This window comes from Microcoleus sp. T3_D1 (assembly GCF_036700405.1).
GTDB lineage: Bacteria > Cyanobacteriota > Cyanobacteriia > Cyanobacteriales > Microcoleaceae > Microcoleus.
Map to the genome: position 1 here is coordinate 1 of NZ_JAUBOV010000065.1, position 15,811 is coordinate 15,811.

The window sequence follows — 15,811 nt, forward strand, 5'->3', positions numbered from 1 at the left end:
GAAGATCCTGAGTTTGAAACGTTCTACACTAAGAACATTCTGCTTAACGAAGGCATTCGTGCTTGGATGGCTCCGACAGACCAACCTCACGAAAACTTCATCTTCCCTGAAGAAGTTCTGCCTCGCGGTAACGCTCTGTAATCTGGGCGAAATATCAAAATTTCCAACATTTTAAAAGGGTAAGATAAAGCAGTTTAGGCTTTACCCTTAATGCTTAAAAAGCTCCTGTCTTGTGGCGGGAGCTTTTTGTTTCCAGGATTCGATCGAATTAGCGCCCTAAAAAAAGTTGATTTTGTACAAAAACAAACTCTGCCTGTACCTAGAACAACTCGTTTCTCTATATCTGGTGAAGTCTCCTATCTGGCAAGAAATCGATCGGCCTTTCCCAGCCCCCAGAGTGGCCCTGCACCTGATAACCGCACAGCCCGGATTCTGAAGAAAATATAGGCAAATGGCTGAAACTGCGATCGTCCAATTGCTGTAGAGATCGATCGAAGACCTTGCAGCAGCACTAATTTCCCCCGATCTTGCAAAATTCTCAATTTGCCTCCCCCACTTCTAATTTCTTGTGTTATTCTGATAATTGTGACTACTGGAATGATACTCAGAACGCAAGTTCTTTCGGTAACGCTGGCAATGGCTAGCGCACAAATCATCACCTTAAATCTTGTATTTAGGTGATGTGCGTTCCAATATTAAGCCATTTAGCTAAACCTGGAGGTGATGCCCATGATAGAAAGTAGTAAACGCATGGGTCATCAGATTGGAAACTACCGGCTGTGCGCCGGGGCCGCTCACTAGCAGTCAGCCGTCGTCTCCAACGGGAAACGACTTCCACGGGGAACCAGGCTGAGCTAGGGATTCTCCCGGCAGTCAGGTTCTAATCTGAAGACCCGCTAGACCGCTCTCACCTCAAATAGTGTTAAATCTTGAGTAGGAAAACTTGAGACTAAACGCTATTGGTGAGAGCGGATAGTTTTTGGTAGGATTTTCCGCAGGTGGGCTATTAATCTGCCATTGCTAATCCCAAAGTAAAATAAATTATGGCTGACCTACTTAACAATACTGAAATTCAAGAGCGCGCCAGTCAATTGTCAGGCTGGACGGTTGAAGGCAAACAACTGCGCTCTACCCGTGTATTTAAAGATTTTATAGAAGCGATCGCCTTTGTGAATAAGTTGGTCGCCCCCTCAGAAGCCGCAGCGCATCACCCAGATATAGAAATTTCCTACAACAAAGTTACACTTAACTTGACAACTCACGATGCCGGAGGCTTAACTGAGAAAGACTTTGCGCTAGCCCAAGAGATTTCTACGCTAGATTAAAAGAGTGCCCGCTGACCCAACAAGAGTCCCCGCTCGCGGAAAGCTGGCCAATAAAAAATCGACTGGGGGTTAGAATCGGGTGCTAAAAAGTCGAGAGGCCAAACGTTCAATCTATAAAAGGCTATTCCCCATCATCCGACCATGATCGTATTTGAAAAGCCAGAGTTCAAGAACGAGTCTGCTGCAGCCGAAAAAACCCATCTGATAGAAAAGCTTTTAGATATTGGCGCGGCTCTGTCGAGCGCCCAAGATTTGGGCGACTTGTTAAACTTAATTTTATCCAAAAGTAGAGAAATTACCTACAGCGATGCTGGCAGTGTTTACTTAGTAGATCACAGCGACGAAACACCTAAGCTGCTGTTCAAGGTAGCGCAAAACGGTTCTAAACCCAGCCTGTCGTTTAAAGAGTTTGCTCTGCCACTGACAGACAAAAGCTTGGCGGGATACGTGGCAATAACAGGTCAAAGTTTGAACCTATCTGATGCCTACGACTTACCAGCCGGCGTACCCTACCGGCTAGATAGCAGTTTTGACAGGGATATTAATTACCGCACTTGCTCGGTAATGGTACTGCCGATGCAAAACCGACAGGGGGAGACAATAGGTGTACTGCAACTGATCAACCGCAAAACAAAGGCTGATACGGTGCTGACAGCAGACAATGCCTGGGAAGCGACGCAGCCGTATTCGGAGTGGGAAGAAAGGATAGTTCGATCGCTCGCTTCTCAAGCAGCAATCTCGATCGAGCGCAATCAACTCCAAGACAGCATAGAACATTTGTTCGAGGGCTTCGTCAAAGCCTCGGTGCAAGTCATAGAAGCCAGAGACCCCTGTACCTACGGTCATTCAGAACGAGTAGCAGCCCTGACAGTACGCCTGTCAGAAGAAGTAAACACCGTCAGCAGCGGACGACTGCGCTCTATTTACTTTAACAACCGCCAAATTCAAGAACTTCGCTACGCCGCCCTGCTGCACGATTTTGGCAAAATTGGAGTGCCCGAAGCAGTTTTGACCAAGCAGAAAAAGCTCTACCCCGCACAGCTAGAAATCATTCGCCACCGCTTTGGCTTAGCTCAGCGGACGATGGAAATGGAATGCGTCCAGTCTAAATATAAATACTTGCTGGAGCATTCTGCTTACCGAAAACACCCAAGCCAGGAGCAAGAGTGCGCTCAATGCCAGGAAATCGAACAGCTAGACACTAAGCTAGCAGAGGCGAAAACCCGATTAGCAGAATACTGGGAAGTGCTGCTAGAGGCAAACGAGCCTCACATTTTGGCAGCAGAACCCCTAGCTCAACTGCGAGAGATTGCTCGACAAACTTACAGAGATATAGATGGGGCAAAGAAACCCCTGCTGAACCCAGACGAGATATTGCAATTGATGGTGTCGAGGGGCAACCTGACGCCGGAAGAACGATCGGAAATAGAATCTCATGTAACTCACACTTACGAGTTTCTCAAACAAATTCCTTGGACAAAAGATTTAAAAAATGTTCCAGACATTGCCTACGGACATCACGAAAAACTCGACGGCACAGGCTATCCGCGAGGTTTAAACAAGTCAGAAATTCCAATTCAAGCGCAATTGATGACGATCGCCGATATTTACGACGCCCTGACAGCAGGCGATCGCCCCTACAAGCGAGCTCTGCGAACAGAGGCAGCGATGAAAATTTTGCGGCAAGAAGCAGCTCACAATAAAATCAACGCCGATTTGTTAGAACTGTTCGATAACCGCCAAGTCTTTAGCGTTCTCGGACACAGCTTGGATGTTAAAGTCGAATCAGCCTAGACGAGTGGGGCGTGCTGTGCTAAAAAGTAAAGAGGCGATCGGGCGCTATCCAGGGTCAGCAGTCAAATCAATCCACAGCCCAAGTCGGGTAAGGTTTTGAAGCAGTTGAGTACAGGTTAAAAAACAGGCTCTCTGCAGCAGTCAGTCACATCTATATACTCGGTCAGCCCGAAAGAATCAAAAGAAAAAGTGAATTTTAGGTCTCTTTTTAGAGTATGCTAGTTGAGCAACGACTGACCACATAGAAGACTAGAAAAGTTTCTCTGTAATCGGTGTGAGGATGAGAGTGAATATGTCGAAATTTTTGTGGAGTTACTTACTAATCAGCCCAGCAGTCTTAGGAGCTACCCTAGTAGTTTCTTCGAGCGCGATGGCAGCAGACGCTCAGCAGGCTGCTGATGCGCTCAATCCCGCTGCCGCCAAAGCTGAAACCGCTGAAACCTCCGAAGCGAAACTAAATGCTTTAGCTGCTGTTTCCGAAACAACTGCCGCCTCCGAGCCAGTAGAAGAAATTTCCCAAGTCGCTGGCAGCGAAACCCAGGCAGCGATGGCAGATGTGGCCACGCCTGCAACTGAAAGTGCGATCGTCGGAGCCAACACAGCCCCTGCTGAGGCCGAGCCCCAAGCGGCATCACAACCTACAAGTGAATCTTTAGCCGCAGTTGAGCAAACAGTAGCTCAACCAGTAGAAAATTCTGCCCCGGCAGCCCAACTAGAAATTCCAGCCCCGGCAGCTACCGCTCTCCCAGAGCAAATCGGTGCAGTTCAATTAGAAACTCCAGCCCCGGCAGTGGCAGAGTCGGCAGAACAAAGTTTGCCACAACCGGCTGAATCTTTAGCCCAAACTGCCGCACCACAAGAGCAAAACCCAGCCGCCACATTAGAACAGCTCAACGAGTACAGCAGCGAAGGTGCTGCCGGCGGCGAAACTCAAGGTCAAGTCACCTCTGTTTCCCAACTTTCCGACGTGCGGCCCACAGACTGGGCCTTTCAAGCACTGCAATCCCTAGTCGAGCGCTACGGCTGTATTGCCGGTTATCCCGACGGCACCTTCCGCGGCAACCGGGCAATGACCCGCTACGAATTCGCAGCCGGTTTAAATGCTTGCTTAGACAAGGTAAGCGAGCTAATTAGAGGTGGCACTGGCAACTTCGCTACGAGAGATGACTTGGCAGCCCTCCAACGGCTCCAAGAAGAATTTGCAGCGGAACTGGCAACCCTGCGCGGTCGCGTCGATGCTTTGGAAGCTCGGACAGCCGAACTCGAAGCCAACCAATTCTCCACCACTACTAAGCTGACTGGGGAAGCAATTTTCGCTCTCAGCGACGACTTTAGTAGCGACGTTAGCGTTTTTGGCAGAGACGGCGAAAGAATCGGCAGCGACAACAACGAAGCTGTCTTCCAACAGCGGGTGCGTCTCAATTTAAATACCAGCTTCACCGGCAGAGACTTGCTGCTGACCAGGCTTCAAGTCGGCAACGGTCAAAGATTTAACCTTGGGGCTACCAGCGAAGGCACTCAAACTTGGAATTTTGTCGGCAGAACCGACAACGTTGTTGCCCTCGACACCTTGCTGTACAAGTTCCCCGTCGGTCAGCGACTGAACGTTAGCCTGATAGCCAACGCTGGCGTTTGGGACGACATTATGCCGACTGTCAACCCTTACTTTGAAGACTTTGACGGCGGTAACGGGTCATTGAGCACCTTTGGACAGCGGAACCCGATTTATCGCTTGGGCGGTGGCGCAGGTATCGGCTTTGACTATGCCTTCGGTGGCAGGGGCTTGCTGGGCGGCGTGTTCGGCCCGACTTCTCTGTCGTTCGGTTATTTGGCGTCAAATGCAGCCAGTCCGGCTAGGGGTGCAGGCTTGACGAACGGCGACTACGCGGCGATGGGTCAGTTGACTTTTACCCCCGGACGCAACTTGCAAGTTGCTTTCAACTACAACCACGGTTACTTTAGCAGAGGTAACTTTGGGTTTGACAATGCTTTATCGAATGGGCCAGGCAGTCTCGGCGGTTTCACAGGTACCGGCGTGGCTAATTCTCTCAACGGTTTGAGCGAGGGCTTTGATGGCTTCCGCGCTCGCAAAGTTGTCAGCAACTCCTACGGTGCTCAGGCTTCGCTGCGACTGAGCCCGAGATTTATCCTGGGTGGCTGGGCTGGTTTAACCAATGCCCGCATTCTCGGCATCGGCGATGCGAGAATTTGGAACTACGCTGTCACCTTGGCTTTGCCTGATTTAGGGAAAGAAGGCAACTTGCTAGGGTTCGTGGTAGGTCGTGAGCCTTACTTGGATAAACTTGAAGCTGCCAGCAGTTTGCGGAGCTTCCGCAACGATAATTCGTATCACGTCGAAGGGTTCTACAAGTTTCAGCTCTCGGACAACATTTCTGTTACTCCGGGCGTGATTTGGGTGACGAATCCCAATCAAGATGACCGTAACGACGACATCATTATTGGTACTCTGAGAACTACTTTCACGTTCTAAGAGCGGGTTAGAGGAGGCAGGGCGGGTCATATTCTCTCTGTCTGCTAATAACTCTAAACTTTGAAATTAGCCCTGCCTTTGGCAGGGCTTTTCTGTGTGGCGGACAAATGCAGCTCATCTTATTTAAAATCCCTTTTCCCCACCTTCCTCTTCCACCAGCACCCCAAGCCAAAAGCTAAACCAACACCTGCGATCGTAGTAGGTTCCGGCACAGTTTCAGACTCAGACTCGTACTCATAGGTGAGAGTAAGTGTTGAATCAGCCGCGACTGTGCCCGCGTAAGTTCCTGTTGCAGGCGTTCCTAAAACTTTAACAGTACCCATTGCCGCAATGCTAGCAGCAATTAAATCCCCCGCACACCCACTAAACATATTTAGAGACTGTGGCGAACTATAACTCCTTGAAACTCGTACCATCGCACTCCCACCTCTAGTCCCCGCAGCCCCCGATTCAATACTCATTTCCGGCGGATTTGCAAACAAACTCAAAACCAAATTGGGGTCAGCTTTTAAACTCGGTAAATTCACAGCAATTTGAGCATTCGTTACCGCAGTACCAGTAAAATTGCTAGCCGGAACAATACTGATATCGCTGTTAACCGTTGACTGAACTGTAACATAAGCCCTTAACAGCGTCCCCAAAAGCGAATTAAACTTAGGCAGCACCCCATTCAGATTACTATTAACTGGCTGCTGCTTCAAATTTACCGTATAAGTTTGCGTGAGAACAGCAGCTTGTACAGGAATTGCCAACTCATTGAAAGCCAAGCTAAGAGCCCCAGAAACAACCGCTATTCCTAACTTTTGATATCCATTCATTGCGACACACTCCTAAATAATCACTCTTCTTTCCAATCGGGAAAAGTGTCTGCCACTTTCCGCTTTTTTTAAAGGCCAGACTGCAGGTAAAACTTAGAAAAATCGATAAACCTCGGCATATTTTCCACCACCAAATGAACAACAGCAGAGAACAGATAACCTAAAACCCAGACCGTATAAGCTATGCTAAAAGGAGCATAAGCAGCCAAAGTCCAGCAGTCTGAAGGTTCTTCCCAAATGTGTTCTCGCCGCAGCCAACGAGCGTAAAATTGAAAAGACCTCGATCGCAAATTGTTAAGCCCAGTCAAAGCAACCAGCAAATAATAGCCATCAAACTTATTCAAAGGGTTGAGATTAAAAACTACTGTGACAAGCGTTGCTACCATCAGCAAATAGCTAGCAAAATGCCATCCAGAGTTAGACTTAGACAAAACCCAAACCCAAACCGAAAAAGCCCAGATAGCCACCTGCACCAACACGCCTGCTGCTACTACAAAAACGCGCTGCTTCCGCCTCACTAAACTGTACTGATCTGTAGTATCTGTATAGCATCCCGGTATCAAGCACAAAAACAGCAGCCCCATTTCTGGGACAACACCGCCGTAATGCTTCAAAGTAAAAGCGTGACCCAATTCGTGCAGACCAACTACTACCATAATCAGTAGCACCAATGTTAACAGGGTTGTAAATTCCCCTGTTGCCCAAACCTGTTGATTGGAAGCAGAAACCTCGTCACCCAAAGCCAGCCACACAGCAAGAGAAGCACTGATAAAAGCGCACATAAAAAAGCTCAATTGCCACGTCCAAATCCAGCGGAGTTTACCCGTATGTTTGGTTAGCCAAGCATCGGGATTAAACAGGGGAATTTGGAAAGACAATAATTGCTGAATGTTAAATTTATTTGGGGGTGGTTTTTGAGGTTTGGTTCCCTCTAACATTCCCGTTTCTGCTAGCATCCGCTGCAAGTATTGCAAATCCTCCAAAGTAATGTCATATTCCGATGCGATATCGCCGATTGGCTGCAAGCCAAACTGTGACATTACCTCTTTGTCAGAATTGTCAACTTGCAAGCAAGTAACGCCTTCTGAATTGCGGAGTATCCAATAGCCGTCTGGGTGCAGTATCCACTGTACCGTTGATTTGAGTTTTGGGCCATAAAGAATAGTTGTAGAATCTTCACTCGGATTTTGAGATATAGATTCCCCCTCTTCCTTAGTTAAGTCGGGGCACAATTTTTCTTGACTTTCTATGCGTGCAAATTTTTCACCATTTTGCATGATGTTGGGAGTTATAAATTGTAGGCTGCACAGAAAAACATTGGCAATGCAAGCAATTTGTATCTTGCTATACAAAACTTTGATTGGTATGAATTAATACCAAAAACAAGATTGTGTTTACAAGTTGCGATCGCTGCATGATTTATATGGTAAGGTTTAATTAGCTAATTTGCAAATCTACGTAGTTAACTAATATACTCAATTAACTGCCTGGGTTTTCAAGGTCACTACTAAACGGGGGCTTAAGTGTATGGGTTGGCATTCAAAAGGCTTTCAAGTCCGCAACAATAAAGGGGTTGAGAATTCTCCCCCAAAAACTCGCCGCCCGCGAAAGACATTCATCCTGGAACGAATTATCACCCCCAGCGCCCTAGTTCCCGGTGGTGTGGATGACCCTGACGCGCTGCACCAACTCCTCAACTCTCTATCGCTGCTCAGTTTTGACTTTTCCGACTGGGCGGAAAAACTTAATCGCGCGACCAATTTACATTTATTTGCAGATAGCGGTGCGGGTACTTGCCCAACTTCCCCCACCCCCGATGGCGACTTGCCGCCGATTATTGACTTTGACCCATTGGGCTTGTACTCTCCACCAACACCGACACCAGGGCCTAACATTCAAGGGGCTTTTGATACGCTGCCACCCCCAATTATATTGCCCATAGATCCGCCTGCAAGCAATAATAAAGTACCTACTGATTTAGGTGGCGCTTACACATTTACAGCCAAAACAGCATCAGGTAATAACGATGCAGGTTCAGCGAACCAATACACCTTTAGCATTACTAATTCCGAACTCAATTCCACAGATTCAGACACCGTACTCGTCGGGATTTCAGTCGAATCAAAAGACGGCAGTCAGTTGCTCCCTGAACTGCCAGAAGTAGGTGGGCTGACACCGATTCTCACATCTAGCGATACAAATAGTAACTATTCCCTGTTTGCCATCAAGCGTTCTGGCTTGAACCTGCTTAATTTGAACGGTGCATCGAGTGGTGCATACTCTCTAAAACTGAACGTAGCAGGCGATATCAACGGTGACGGCCGAGTTGATGCCACTGACAGGCAACTGCTAGATAATGCTTTAGGGCGCAAGGCGACTGACCCCGGTTATACAATTGACCAAGACCTCAACCGGGATGGAATCATCAACTGGGCCGACCAAACTCTCCTCAACAGCAACTTCGGCTTTATTGCCAATAAGCCGCCTGTAGCGTCGGCATTTTCAACCAGTACCCATGCAGAATTGGAGACAATCATACCCTTAGTCGGTAAGGCAACTGACCCAGAAGGCGACTCCATCTTCTACAACGCACTCAATCCAGTTAACGGTACGGTGTTGTTCAATCCTAATACTAAGACAGCGACCTTCAAACCCGCGCCGGGATTCTCAGGTATTGCCAGCTTTGAATTGGCGGCTAGCGATGGCTATAACTGGGGAGTACCAGCAAAAGTAATGGTTAATGTCAGTGGAGCACCGCTACTTTCTTTGGATTTCGCCAATCGCAACCCTCAGCTTTATGCTGGAGACAGTACAGAATTGACAGTGCTAGGCGACTTTGCCGACCAAAAAGGTGTAGTGCTGCCGGCTTCTTACTTGACTTATACATCGTTCAATCCAGGTGTAGCACCCATTGACGCTTTCGGGAAAGTGACGGGGTTAGCTGACGGTACTTCGATTTTTAGCGCATCTCACAATAACATTCAAGCCGTGACTGCGGCGCGAGTAGGCGAAATGCCAATTCCTGCCAACGATGACGAGTGGAATGCGCTACTGGCAGAGATTTACGGTTTGGATGTTTACCCGCAAGCAGTAACTTTAACAACAGGAGTAAAGCGCTCTTTACTGGTAGGAATTGAAGGTCTTACTGACTCTCCAGACCTGAAATTTGGCTCTGTAGGCACTCGCTACTTCGTCAGCAACCCCAATGTATTGCAAGTGAATTCAGACGGCGTAATTACTGCTGTAGGTGAAGGAATTGCCAGCGTCACCGTCATCGACGGAGGAGCAGAAAAGGTAGTTCCAGTGCGGGTAAAAACGCCTTTGATGGGCCCGGCGATTTTGGGTGTTGATGGCGGAGTCGTACAAGGCAGCGACGGCTCATTCGTAATGGTAGCTCCTAGTGCTTTAACCAAGGATACAACAGTTAACATAACGCCCCTTAGCAGCGAGGGCTTGCCACTGCCATTCCCCGACAGCATGGAATTTGCTGGCGGGTTCAATTTGGACTTGGGGAACACCCCCTTGAAGATACCCGTCCAGTTGGCAATTCCCGCCCCAGTTGGCGTACCAGTCGGCACCGAAGTTTTATTTATGCGGAAGGGGTCGCTGCCGGCTGGGGCTGATAGCTGGAACGAAACTTGGCTGATACAGGAATCAGGAGTAGTGGGTGCAGACGGAATGATTCGCACCACTTCGCCACCTTTTCCAGGCGTGACAGAGAGCGGTACTTATACTATTGGGTTATTGCCCGCTTCCATGCCCTCCGTCAGTTCAATTGTGAAGGCAGGCACAAAACCAAATGCTGGGACAATCAACCTTTCTGGGAACCTTAACTTCCCAAACAGCTATTTAGGCGCACAGACTGGTGGAGTTGGTGCAGTCGCGGCAACAGAGAATCAATTCGAGGCGACAACCTCACTATTAGCTTACTTGGCGCAATCTTCAAACAAGCCGCTGGAAATGATCGGAATTCCCAAAGTTGGGGAACCCGTTATTACAACAGCTCAGGTAGAACTGAATACAGAAGGAGTTCCTACAGTCTCGGCAGTTCTCTCTGGACCTGACACTGGGTTAGCAGTTCCCCTTGAACCGCCGTCGCTGGAGTCAGCCGAACTAGAGTTCTCGAACAGCGAACCTGTGGTGTTCTTGACAGGTAGCAATTTCCTAAATGGTCTCAACGGCAATCTGGGCGATAGTTTCGGGGATTTGAAGGTTGACTTCTCAGTGGGAGGTAAGAGTTACTCTGGCACTGTCATGCCAGAACTCAGCAGCTCACTCGGAGACAACCGCTATAAGGTGGCGGTCAAAGCTCCTATCAGCGTACCTCTGGGCGAGTCGGAAATTACACTGTCGCGGCCGCAGAATGAGCGTTTTGGCCCTGGGCAGCTTGATTCTGATGTGGTCAAGCGTTCGAGTTTTGAAGACCTCCAGTTAGAACCTGTATTTTCTGATTTGGTGTTGGTGGCACAGCGGTCTAGTGACAAAATTAGGGTAATTGACGCTCTCAGTTCAGTTTCGACTCCGCCGAGCCCGCAACAGCAGCCTCCCAAGGATTTGTCGGTGGGAATGCCAAGCGTGACAGACCGTCCGGGACAGCTAGCTGTCACCAATAATGCGACTCGCGCCTATGTACCTTTGGAGAGGTCGGGGCGGGTGGCTGTGGTTGATTTGCTGGCGCGGCGGGAGGTGGACGCTGATGCTTCGACACCGACTGTCGATGATATTAATTTGCCAAATGGTGCATCCCCTGGGGCGATATCTATTGACCCTTGGGATAATTATGCCTACGTCGCGGACTCTCAAAGGGGAAGCATCTATGTTCTGGATGTCAATCCTGACTCGGCAAGCTATAACCAGGTTGTCCAGACTCTCTCAGTTAATGCGAAGTCAGGACTGCGCCAGATTGCGATTAGCAGTGACGGGCGCAAGCTGTTTGCTACTGCGGCTGATGGTTATATTTACGCTGTGAATATCGACCCAGAAGACAAACCTAGCGAACCGAATTCTAACCCTCGTAAGTGGCGCGAACAGATTGGAAAAGTATTGACTCATACAGGGGCTTGGGGGTTGGCTGCAACTCCTGACCCGCTCAAAATGGTTTTTACCAATGGTAACCCGAACACAGACGGAAGCGGTTTTGGGGTGCTGACTGTGAAGGATGACCCTCTGAATTTGGCTCCTACAACTCTCTACACGAATTTAACCCTGACTAATAATAACAATGTCTTTGAGGTGAATGAGGGAGTGGCTGTAACGGTGACGGCTGATGGGCGGTATGCGTTTGTGGCGGGTCGCAACTTCAGGGGAAATACCGGAAGTGAACCGCTGGCGGGGGGGAATATTGGGATTATTAAAGATCCCCTGGGGCCAAATCCGAAATTAGTGGCGGCTACTCAACCGGTGCCGGGGAGTTTAACTAATAATGTGGCTCTTTCTAGTGATGGGAAGTATCTAATTGGTTCTTATCCTACTCTCAGTGGTGGCGGAAATGCTTACGTCTTTGATGTGGAGGAAATTATTAAGACTGTTGAAAATCCTGCTTACGCTTTGACAACGCGGGCTGTTGAGAAGTTTAATCCGAATATCATACCAAAAGGTGCTATTCCGGCTGTGATTGCGATCGGTGGTAATCCTTTGGGGTTGATTGCTGCTGCTCCCGATCCATGCTTAGAACTCTTAAAGGAAATTGTAGCTCTTGGTAAAGAGTTGAAAAAACGCTACGACGATTTGCGCTTAGACGATCAGGATCTTTATCATCGGCGTTATAACATCAGCGATCCTCCCGTCCCGCGAATTCCTCCCTTATCAGGTCGTAGGACTACTGTGACTAGCGATCCCGGTTCTTGGAAGGGACACATAGTGCAGTACGATAAAGTGAAAGGCAGGTTGAATGAATTGATCCGGCAGTTTAAAGACAATTGTGATGATAACGATCCGTGGGGATACGGCATGGAGGATGAGTATATTGAAGCAGAGCAATATTCAAGACAAGAACCTCCTGAAGAGCCAGATATCAGAAAACGAAGTAGCTTGCTGGCACGGGCAAATGAACTTGGCGCACAGGTAATAGACGGTGTTTTATGGGTAGGAGCGGGGGTAGCAGGATTGGTTCTGATCGCATTGGAAGTAATTGCAAGGCTTCTGGGGTTAGAATTACGTTTTAGGCCTTGATAGACACTATCATTTATGACAAAACAGAACTGTTTGGAACTTAAATTATCTTGGAAAGATGGGGAAAGCGGAAAATATTTTGAGGCTTTATCTTTACCAACTCTACCGTGGGCTGCTCCTTTCCTACCGCTGCTGGGATTGCCAAATGCTCTATTAGAGCAACCGTCTATCTGGGAGTCTATTTATACCCAGGCTTTTAATGAGCATGAGACTCGCTATCGTATGAGGGATTGGACTGGCACACATGGGGAGCGGGGCGAACTGGTACGGCAGATAGTCACAAAGGCGTTGCGGCAGCTAGCACAGCAGATGGGACGAAATGTGGCCATTGATTTAGAGAAATGGGTCAGGTTTCACTTCTGCTGTCCTGAAGCCGAAAGAGCGATGAGAGAGTGGGACACGACTCTTAGGGATGCCTATGTTTCGCCAAATTCCCGTCGGTATCATCGAAAAGTTCCTCCACCCGCCGTCTTAGTGCCAATTTTACCAGAGATTTTTGAACTGGTAGATTTAAATCGCAGAATCGAGATTAGAAACGCTTGGAGGCGCGTCGCCCCGCCCCCACCATACGAGCAGATTCCCTACGAATATATGGAACACTGCTATGAAGAAGTCCTGCTTTCTGTGGCATTCGATCAAGCGCTGACGCTGAAAGCTTTGCAAACAATTGCCTCTAGACTTAATGACACGGAACGAAAAGAAGTGGCGATGTGGGCGCAGGTTCAAGCTCGGGCTATGAGTAGAACTGCTAAGCCAGAGAATTTGTGTGGAAATAAGTATTTGCAAGTTGAACTTCCCTGCTTTGATGTTCCATCGTTACTTGACTTTTCTACTGTAGATGAGAGTGTGCTTGATGGAAGCCACCACGAGGATCGGACTGTGGATTAATGAGTGGTACTTAATATAATGTGCAGTCAACTAACTAAAAAATTAGCGATCGCAGCTCGTTTTACTCATCATTAAAGGTAAACAGAACCATGAGTAAGGAACGCGCGTTGGAATCTTTAATAAAAGAAACTAATGCGAATTTCATTCGATCTTGATGATACCCTTATTTGCGGGGAACAGGTTCCATGTGAACCCCATCGGATACCATTTTTTTTCAATCCGTGGATTAATGAACCGTTGCGGCTAGGGTCTTGCAAATTGATGGAACAATTGAAGCAATACGGGTGTGAGATATGGATTTACACATCTTCGTATCGTTCCGCTTGTTTAATCCGCTTGTGGTTGCGTTTTTATGGCATTCATGTAGCAGGGGTTATTAATCAGACTGTCCATAATGCCTATCTACGTCGCAATTCAGGCTATGACCGGGCAAGTAAGAACCCTAAAGCCTTTGGTATTGATCTGCATGTGGACGATTCTGAAGGAGTAAGATTGGAAGGTAAAAAGTATGGTTTTGAAGTTATTGTGATTTCCCCAGAAGATCGCAATTGGAATCTAGCAGTTCTTGAAGCTGTTGTGCGTCAGTTGAATCCCTGAGATGCCTATCAAATTTACGAATAAAAGTTTTAGTCAGGAGATTATTACTACGAATAAAACTTTTAGTCAGGAAATTATTACTCTGCTGTTAAAAGGGGGTAGCAGGAGCTGTTCTGATCGCATTGGAAGTAATTGCAAGGCTGCTGGGGTTAGTGTTGCGTTTGATGTCTTCATAGACACTATTATTTATGACAAAACAGAACTGTTTGGAACTAGATTTTTCTTGGAAAGATTGGGAAAGCTGGAATTACTTGAGAGCTTTGTCTTTACCAACTCTACCGTGGGCTGCTCCTTTTCTACCGCTGGTGGGATTGCCAAATGCTCTATTAGAGCAACTGTCTATCTGGGAGTCCATTTATACCCAGGCTTTTATTGAGTATGAGACTGACTATCGTCTGAGAGATTGGACAGGAAGTCCAGACGGGGAGCGAGGCGAAGTGATACGGCAGGTAGTCACGAAGGCGTTGCCGCTGCTAGCACAGCAGATGGGACGGAATGTGGCAATTGATTTAGAGAAATGGGTCAGGTTTCACTTCTGCTGTCCTGAAGCCGAAAGAGCGATGAGAGAGTGGCAAAAGACTCTCAGGGATGCCTATCTTTCGCCAAAGTCCCGTCGTTATCCTCGAAAAGTTCCTCCACCCGCCGTCTTAGAGCCAATATTGCCTCTTATTTCTGAACTGGTAAATTTCGCTCGCATAACCGAGATTAAAGACGCTTTGAAGCGTGTCGCTCCGCCCCCCCCATACGAGCAGATTCCATACGAATATATGGAACATTGTTATGAAGCAACGATGCTATCTGGGGTAATCGATCGAGCGCTGACGCTGAAAGCTTTGCAAACAATTGCCTCTAAACTTAATGACACGGAACGAAAAGAAGTGGCGATGTGGGCAGAGATTCAAGCTCGGACTATGAGTAGATATGGTAAACCAGAAAATCTGTGTGGAGATAAGTATTTGCAAGTTGAACTTCCCTGCTTTGATGTTCCATCATTACTTGACTTTTCTACTGTAGATGAGAGTGCTTGACGGAAGCCACCACTCCTGATAAGACTGTGGATTAATGAGCGATACATACGATCGCCTTGCGAGCCTCTTTTGAAATGAATTTATGAAAGTCAGTAAACTCCAGTGGAGAACCGGGGTATAATCAAAGGTGAGGAGTGAGAATTTGGAACTCAAAATTGAGAATAATTCTAAAATCTGACTTCGGAGTTGATAATTCTGGAACTTTCAAGTGCAATTATGGTGGAACTATCGTGTAAAAGCGAATATGCAATCTTAGCTTTGCTGGAGCTTGCCGATTGCTACGAAGAAGGCGAGCCTCTGCAAATTCGCCAGATAGCGGCTCAGCAAAATATTCCCGATCGATATTTGGAACAGTTGCTGGCTACCATGAGACGCTGCGGGCTGATTCGCAGCCAGCGAGGAGCTAAGGGAGGTTATATCTTGGCCAGGGAACCCTGGAAAATTACACTCCTAGAAATTATCAACTGCCTCGAAGGCTCAGAGTTCGATCGATCTGAAAAAGACTCGCCTGCTCAAACTGTAGAAAGTGCGGTGATTTGGGAAGTTTGGCAAGAAGCTCGATCGATTGCCAACTCAGTTTTGCAAAAATATACGCTACAGGATCTGTGCGAAAAGCGCAATGGCAGACGGCAGCTCGATATCATGTATTACATCTAGTTAATATTGCCAACTAGGAATTAACATTTACTTTCAACCACA

The 15,811-nt window shown here is 47.7% G+C and carries 11 protein-coding genes and 1 pseudogene; 9 read left to right on the forward strand and 3 right to left on the reverse strand.

What is annotated here, in order from left to right; all coding sequences use genetic code 11:
- Positions 1-141 (forward strand): annotated as a pseudogene (locus QT992_RS24330) (photosystem II D2 protein (photosystem q(a) protein)); the annotation flags it as partial.
- Between the two features lie 215 nt (positions 142-356).
- Here QT992_RS24330 and QT992_RS24335 read toward each other — a convergent pair.
- Entirely contained in the window at positions 357-656 is a 300-nt protein-coding gene (locus QT992_RS24335; protein ID WP_333320887.1) for a hypothetical protein, read from the reverse strand.
- A gap of 387 nt (positions 657-1,043) precedes the next feature.
- Here QT992_RS24335 and QT992_RS24340 point away from each other — a divergent pair, with 387 nt between their 5' ends.
- The 3 genes from QT992_RS24340 (at position 1,044) to QT992_RS24350 (ending at position 5,610) form a co-directional block, all read left to right on the forward strand.
- Positions 1,044-1,325, forward strand: a complete 282-nt coding sequence (locus QT992_RS24340; RefSeq protein ID WP_333102235.1) for a 4a-hydroxytetrahydrobiopterin dehydratase — start codon at positions 1,044-1,046, stop codon at positions 1,323-1,325.
- A 141-nt stretch (positions 1,326-1,466) separates the two neighbouring features.
- Entirely contained in the window at positions 1,467-3,119 is a 1,653-nt protein-coding gene (locus QT992_RS24345) for an HD domain-containing phosphohydrolase (RefSeq protein ID WP_333320885.1), read from the forward strand.
- Positions 3,120-3,411: 292 nt separating this feature from the next.
- Entirely contained in the window at positions 3,412-5,610 is a 2,199-nt protein-coding gene (locus QT992_RS24350) for an iron uptake porin (protein ID WP_333339393.1), read from the forward strand.
- Between the two features lie 119 nt (positions 5,611-5,729).
- Here the strand turns inward: QT992_RS24350 and QT992_RS24355 are convergent, their stop codons facing one another.
- Together QT992_RS24355 and QT992_RS24360 are read right to left on the reverse strand one after the other, a co-directional pair.
- Complete coding sequence (locus QT992_RS24355) at positions 5,730-6,428, reverse strand: PEP-CTERM sorting domain-containing protein (protein ID WP_333339390.1); 699 nt, start codon at positions 6,426-6,428, stop codon at positions 5,730-5,732.
- A 68-nt stretch (positions 6,429-6,496) separates the two neighbouring features.
- Positions 6,497-7,780, reverse strand: a complete 1,284-nt coding sequence (locus tag QT992_RS24360; RefSeq protein WP_333339387.1) for a M50 family metallopeptidase — start codon at positions 7,778-7,780, stop codon at positions 6,497-6,499.
- A gap of 175 nt (positions 7,781-7,955) precedes the next feature.
- Here QT992_RS24360 and QT992_RS24365 point away from each other — a divergent pair, with 175 nt between their 5' ends.
- The 5 genes from QT992_RS24365 (at position 7,956) to QT992_RS24385 (ending at position 15,769) form a co-directional block, all read left to right on the forward strand.
- Complete coding sequence (locus QT992_RS24365) at positions 7,956-12,599, forward strand: Ig-like domain-containing protein (RefSeq protein WP_333339384.1); 4,644 nt, start codon at positions 7,956-7,958, stop codon at positions 12,597-12,599.
- Between the two features lie 15 nt (positions 12,600-12,614).
- Positions 12,615-13,487, forward strand: a complete 873-nt coding sequence (locus tag QT992_RS24370; RefSeq protein WP_333339381.1) for a hypothetical protein — start codon at positions 12,615-12,617, stop codon at positions 13,485-13,487.
- A 261-nt stretch (positions 13,488-13,748) separates the two neighbouring features.
- Positions 13,749-14,084, forward strand: coding sequence for a hypothetical protein (locus QT992_RS24375; protein WP_333339378.1), 336 nt, complete (start codon positions 13,749-13,751; stop codon positions 14,082-14,084).
- A gap of 188 nt (positions 14,085-14,272) precedes the next feature.
- Positions 14,273-15,112 carry a hypothetical protein gene (locus QT992_RS24380; RefSeq protein WP_333339375.1) on the forward strand — a complete coding sequence of 280 codons (840 nt, stop codon included), beginning with the start codon at positions 14,273-14,275 and terminating at the stop codon, positions 15,110-15,112.
- Positions 15,113-15,328: 216 nt separating this feature from the next.
- Entirely contained in the window at positions 15,329-15,769 is a 441-nt protein-coding gene (locus QT992_RS24385) for an Rrf2 family transcriptional regulator (protein ID WP_242716025.1), read from the forward strand.
- Positions 15,770-15,811 lie beyond the last annotated feature (42 nt).

What these genes read in the sequence shown, in the direction of transcription:
- QT992_RS24370 (WP_333339381.1), top strand. Translation starts at nt 12,615, where the DNA reads ATGACAAAACAGAACTGTTTGGAACTTAAATTATCTTGGAAAGATGGG.
- QT992_RS24365 (WP_333339384.1), top strand. Translation starts at nt 7,956, where the DNA reads ATGGGTTGGCATTCAAAAGGCTTTCAAGTCCGCAACAATAAAGGGGTT.
- QT992_RS24340 (WP_333102235.1), top strand. Translation starts at nt 1,044, where the DNA reads ATGGCTGACCTACTTAACAATACTGAAATTCAAGAGCGCGCCAGTCAA.
- QT992_RS24385 (WP_242716025.1), top strand. Translation starts at nt 15,329, where the DNA reads ATGGTGGAACTATCGTGTAAAAGCGAATATGCAATCTTAGCTTTGCTG.
- QT992_RS24335 (WP_333320887.1), bottom strand. Translation starts at nt 656, where the DNA reads ATGATTTGTGCGCTAGCCATTGCCAGCGTTACCGAAAGAACTTGCGTT.
- QT992_RS24355 (WP_333339390.1), bottom strand. Translation starts at nt 6,428, where the DNA reads ATGAATGGATATCAAAAGTTAGGAATAGCGGTTGTTTCTGGGGCTCTT.
- QT992_RS24345 (WP_333320885.1), top strand. Translation starts at nt 1,467, where the DNA reads ATGATCGTATTTGAAAAGCCAGAGTTCAAGAACGAGTCTGCTGCAGCC.
- QT992_RS24350 (WP_333339393.1), top strand. Translation starts at nt 3,412, where the DNA reads ATGTCGAAATTTTTGTGGAGTTACTTACTAATCAGCCCAGCAGTCTTA.
- QT992_RS24380 (WP_333339375.1), top strand. Translation starts at nt 14,273, where the DNA reads ATGACAAAACAGAACTGTTTGGAACTAGATTTTTCTTGGAAAGATTGG.
- QT992_RS24375 (WP_333339378.1), top strand. Translation starts at nt 13,749, where the DNA reads ATGGAACAATTGAAGCAATACGGGTGTGAGATATGGATTTACACATCT.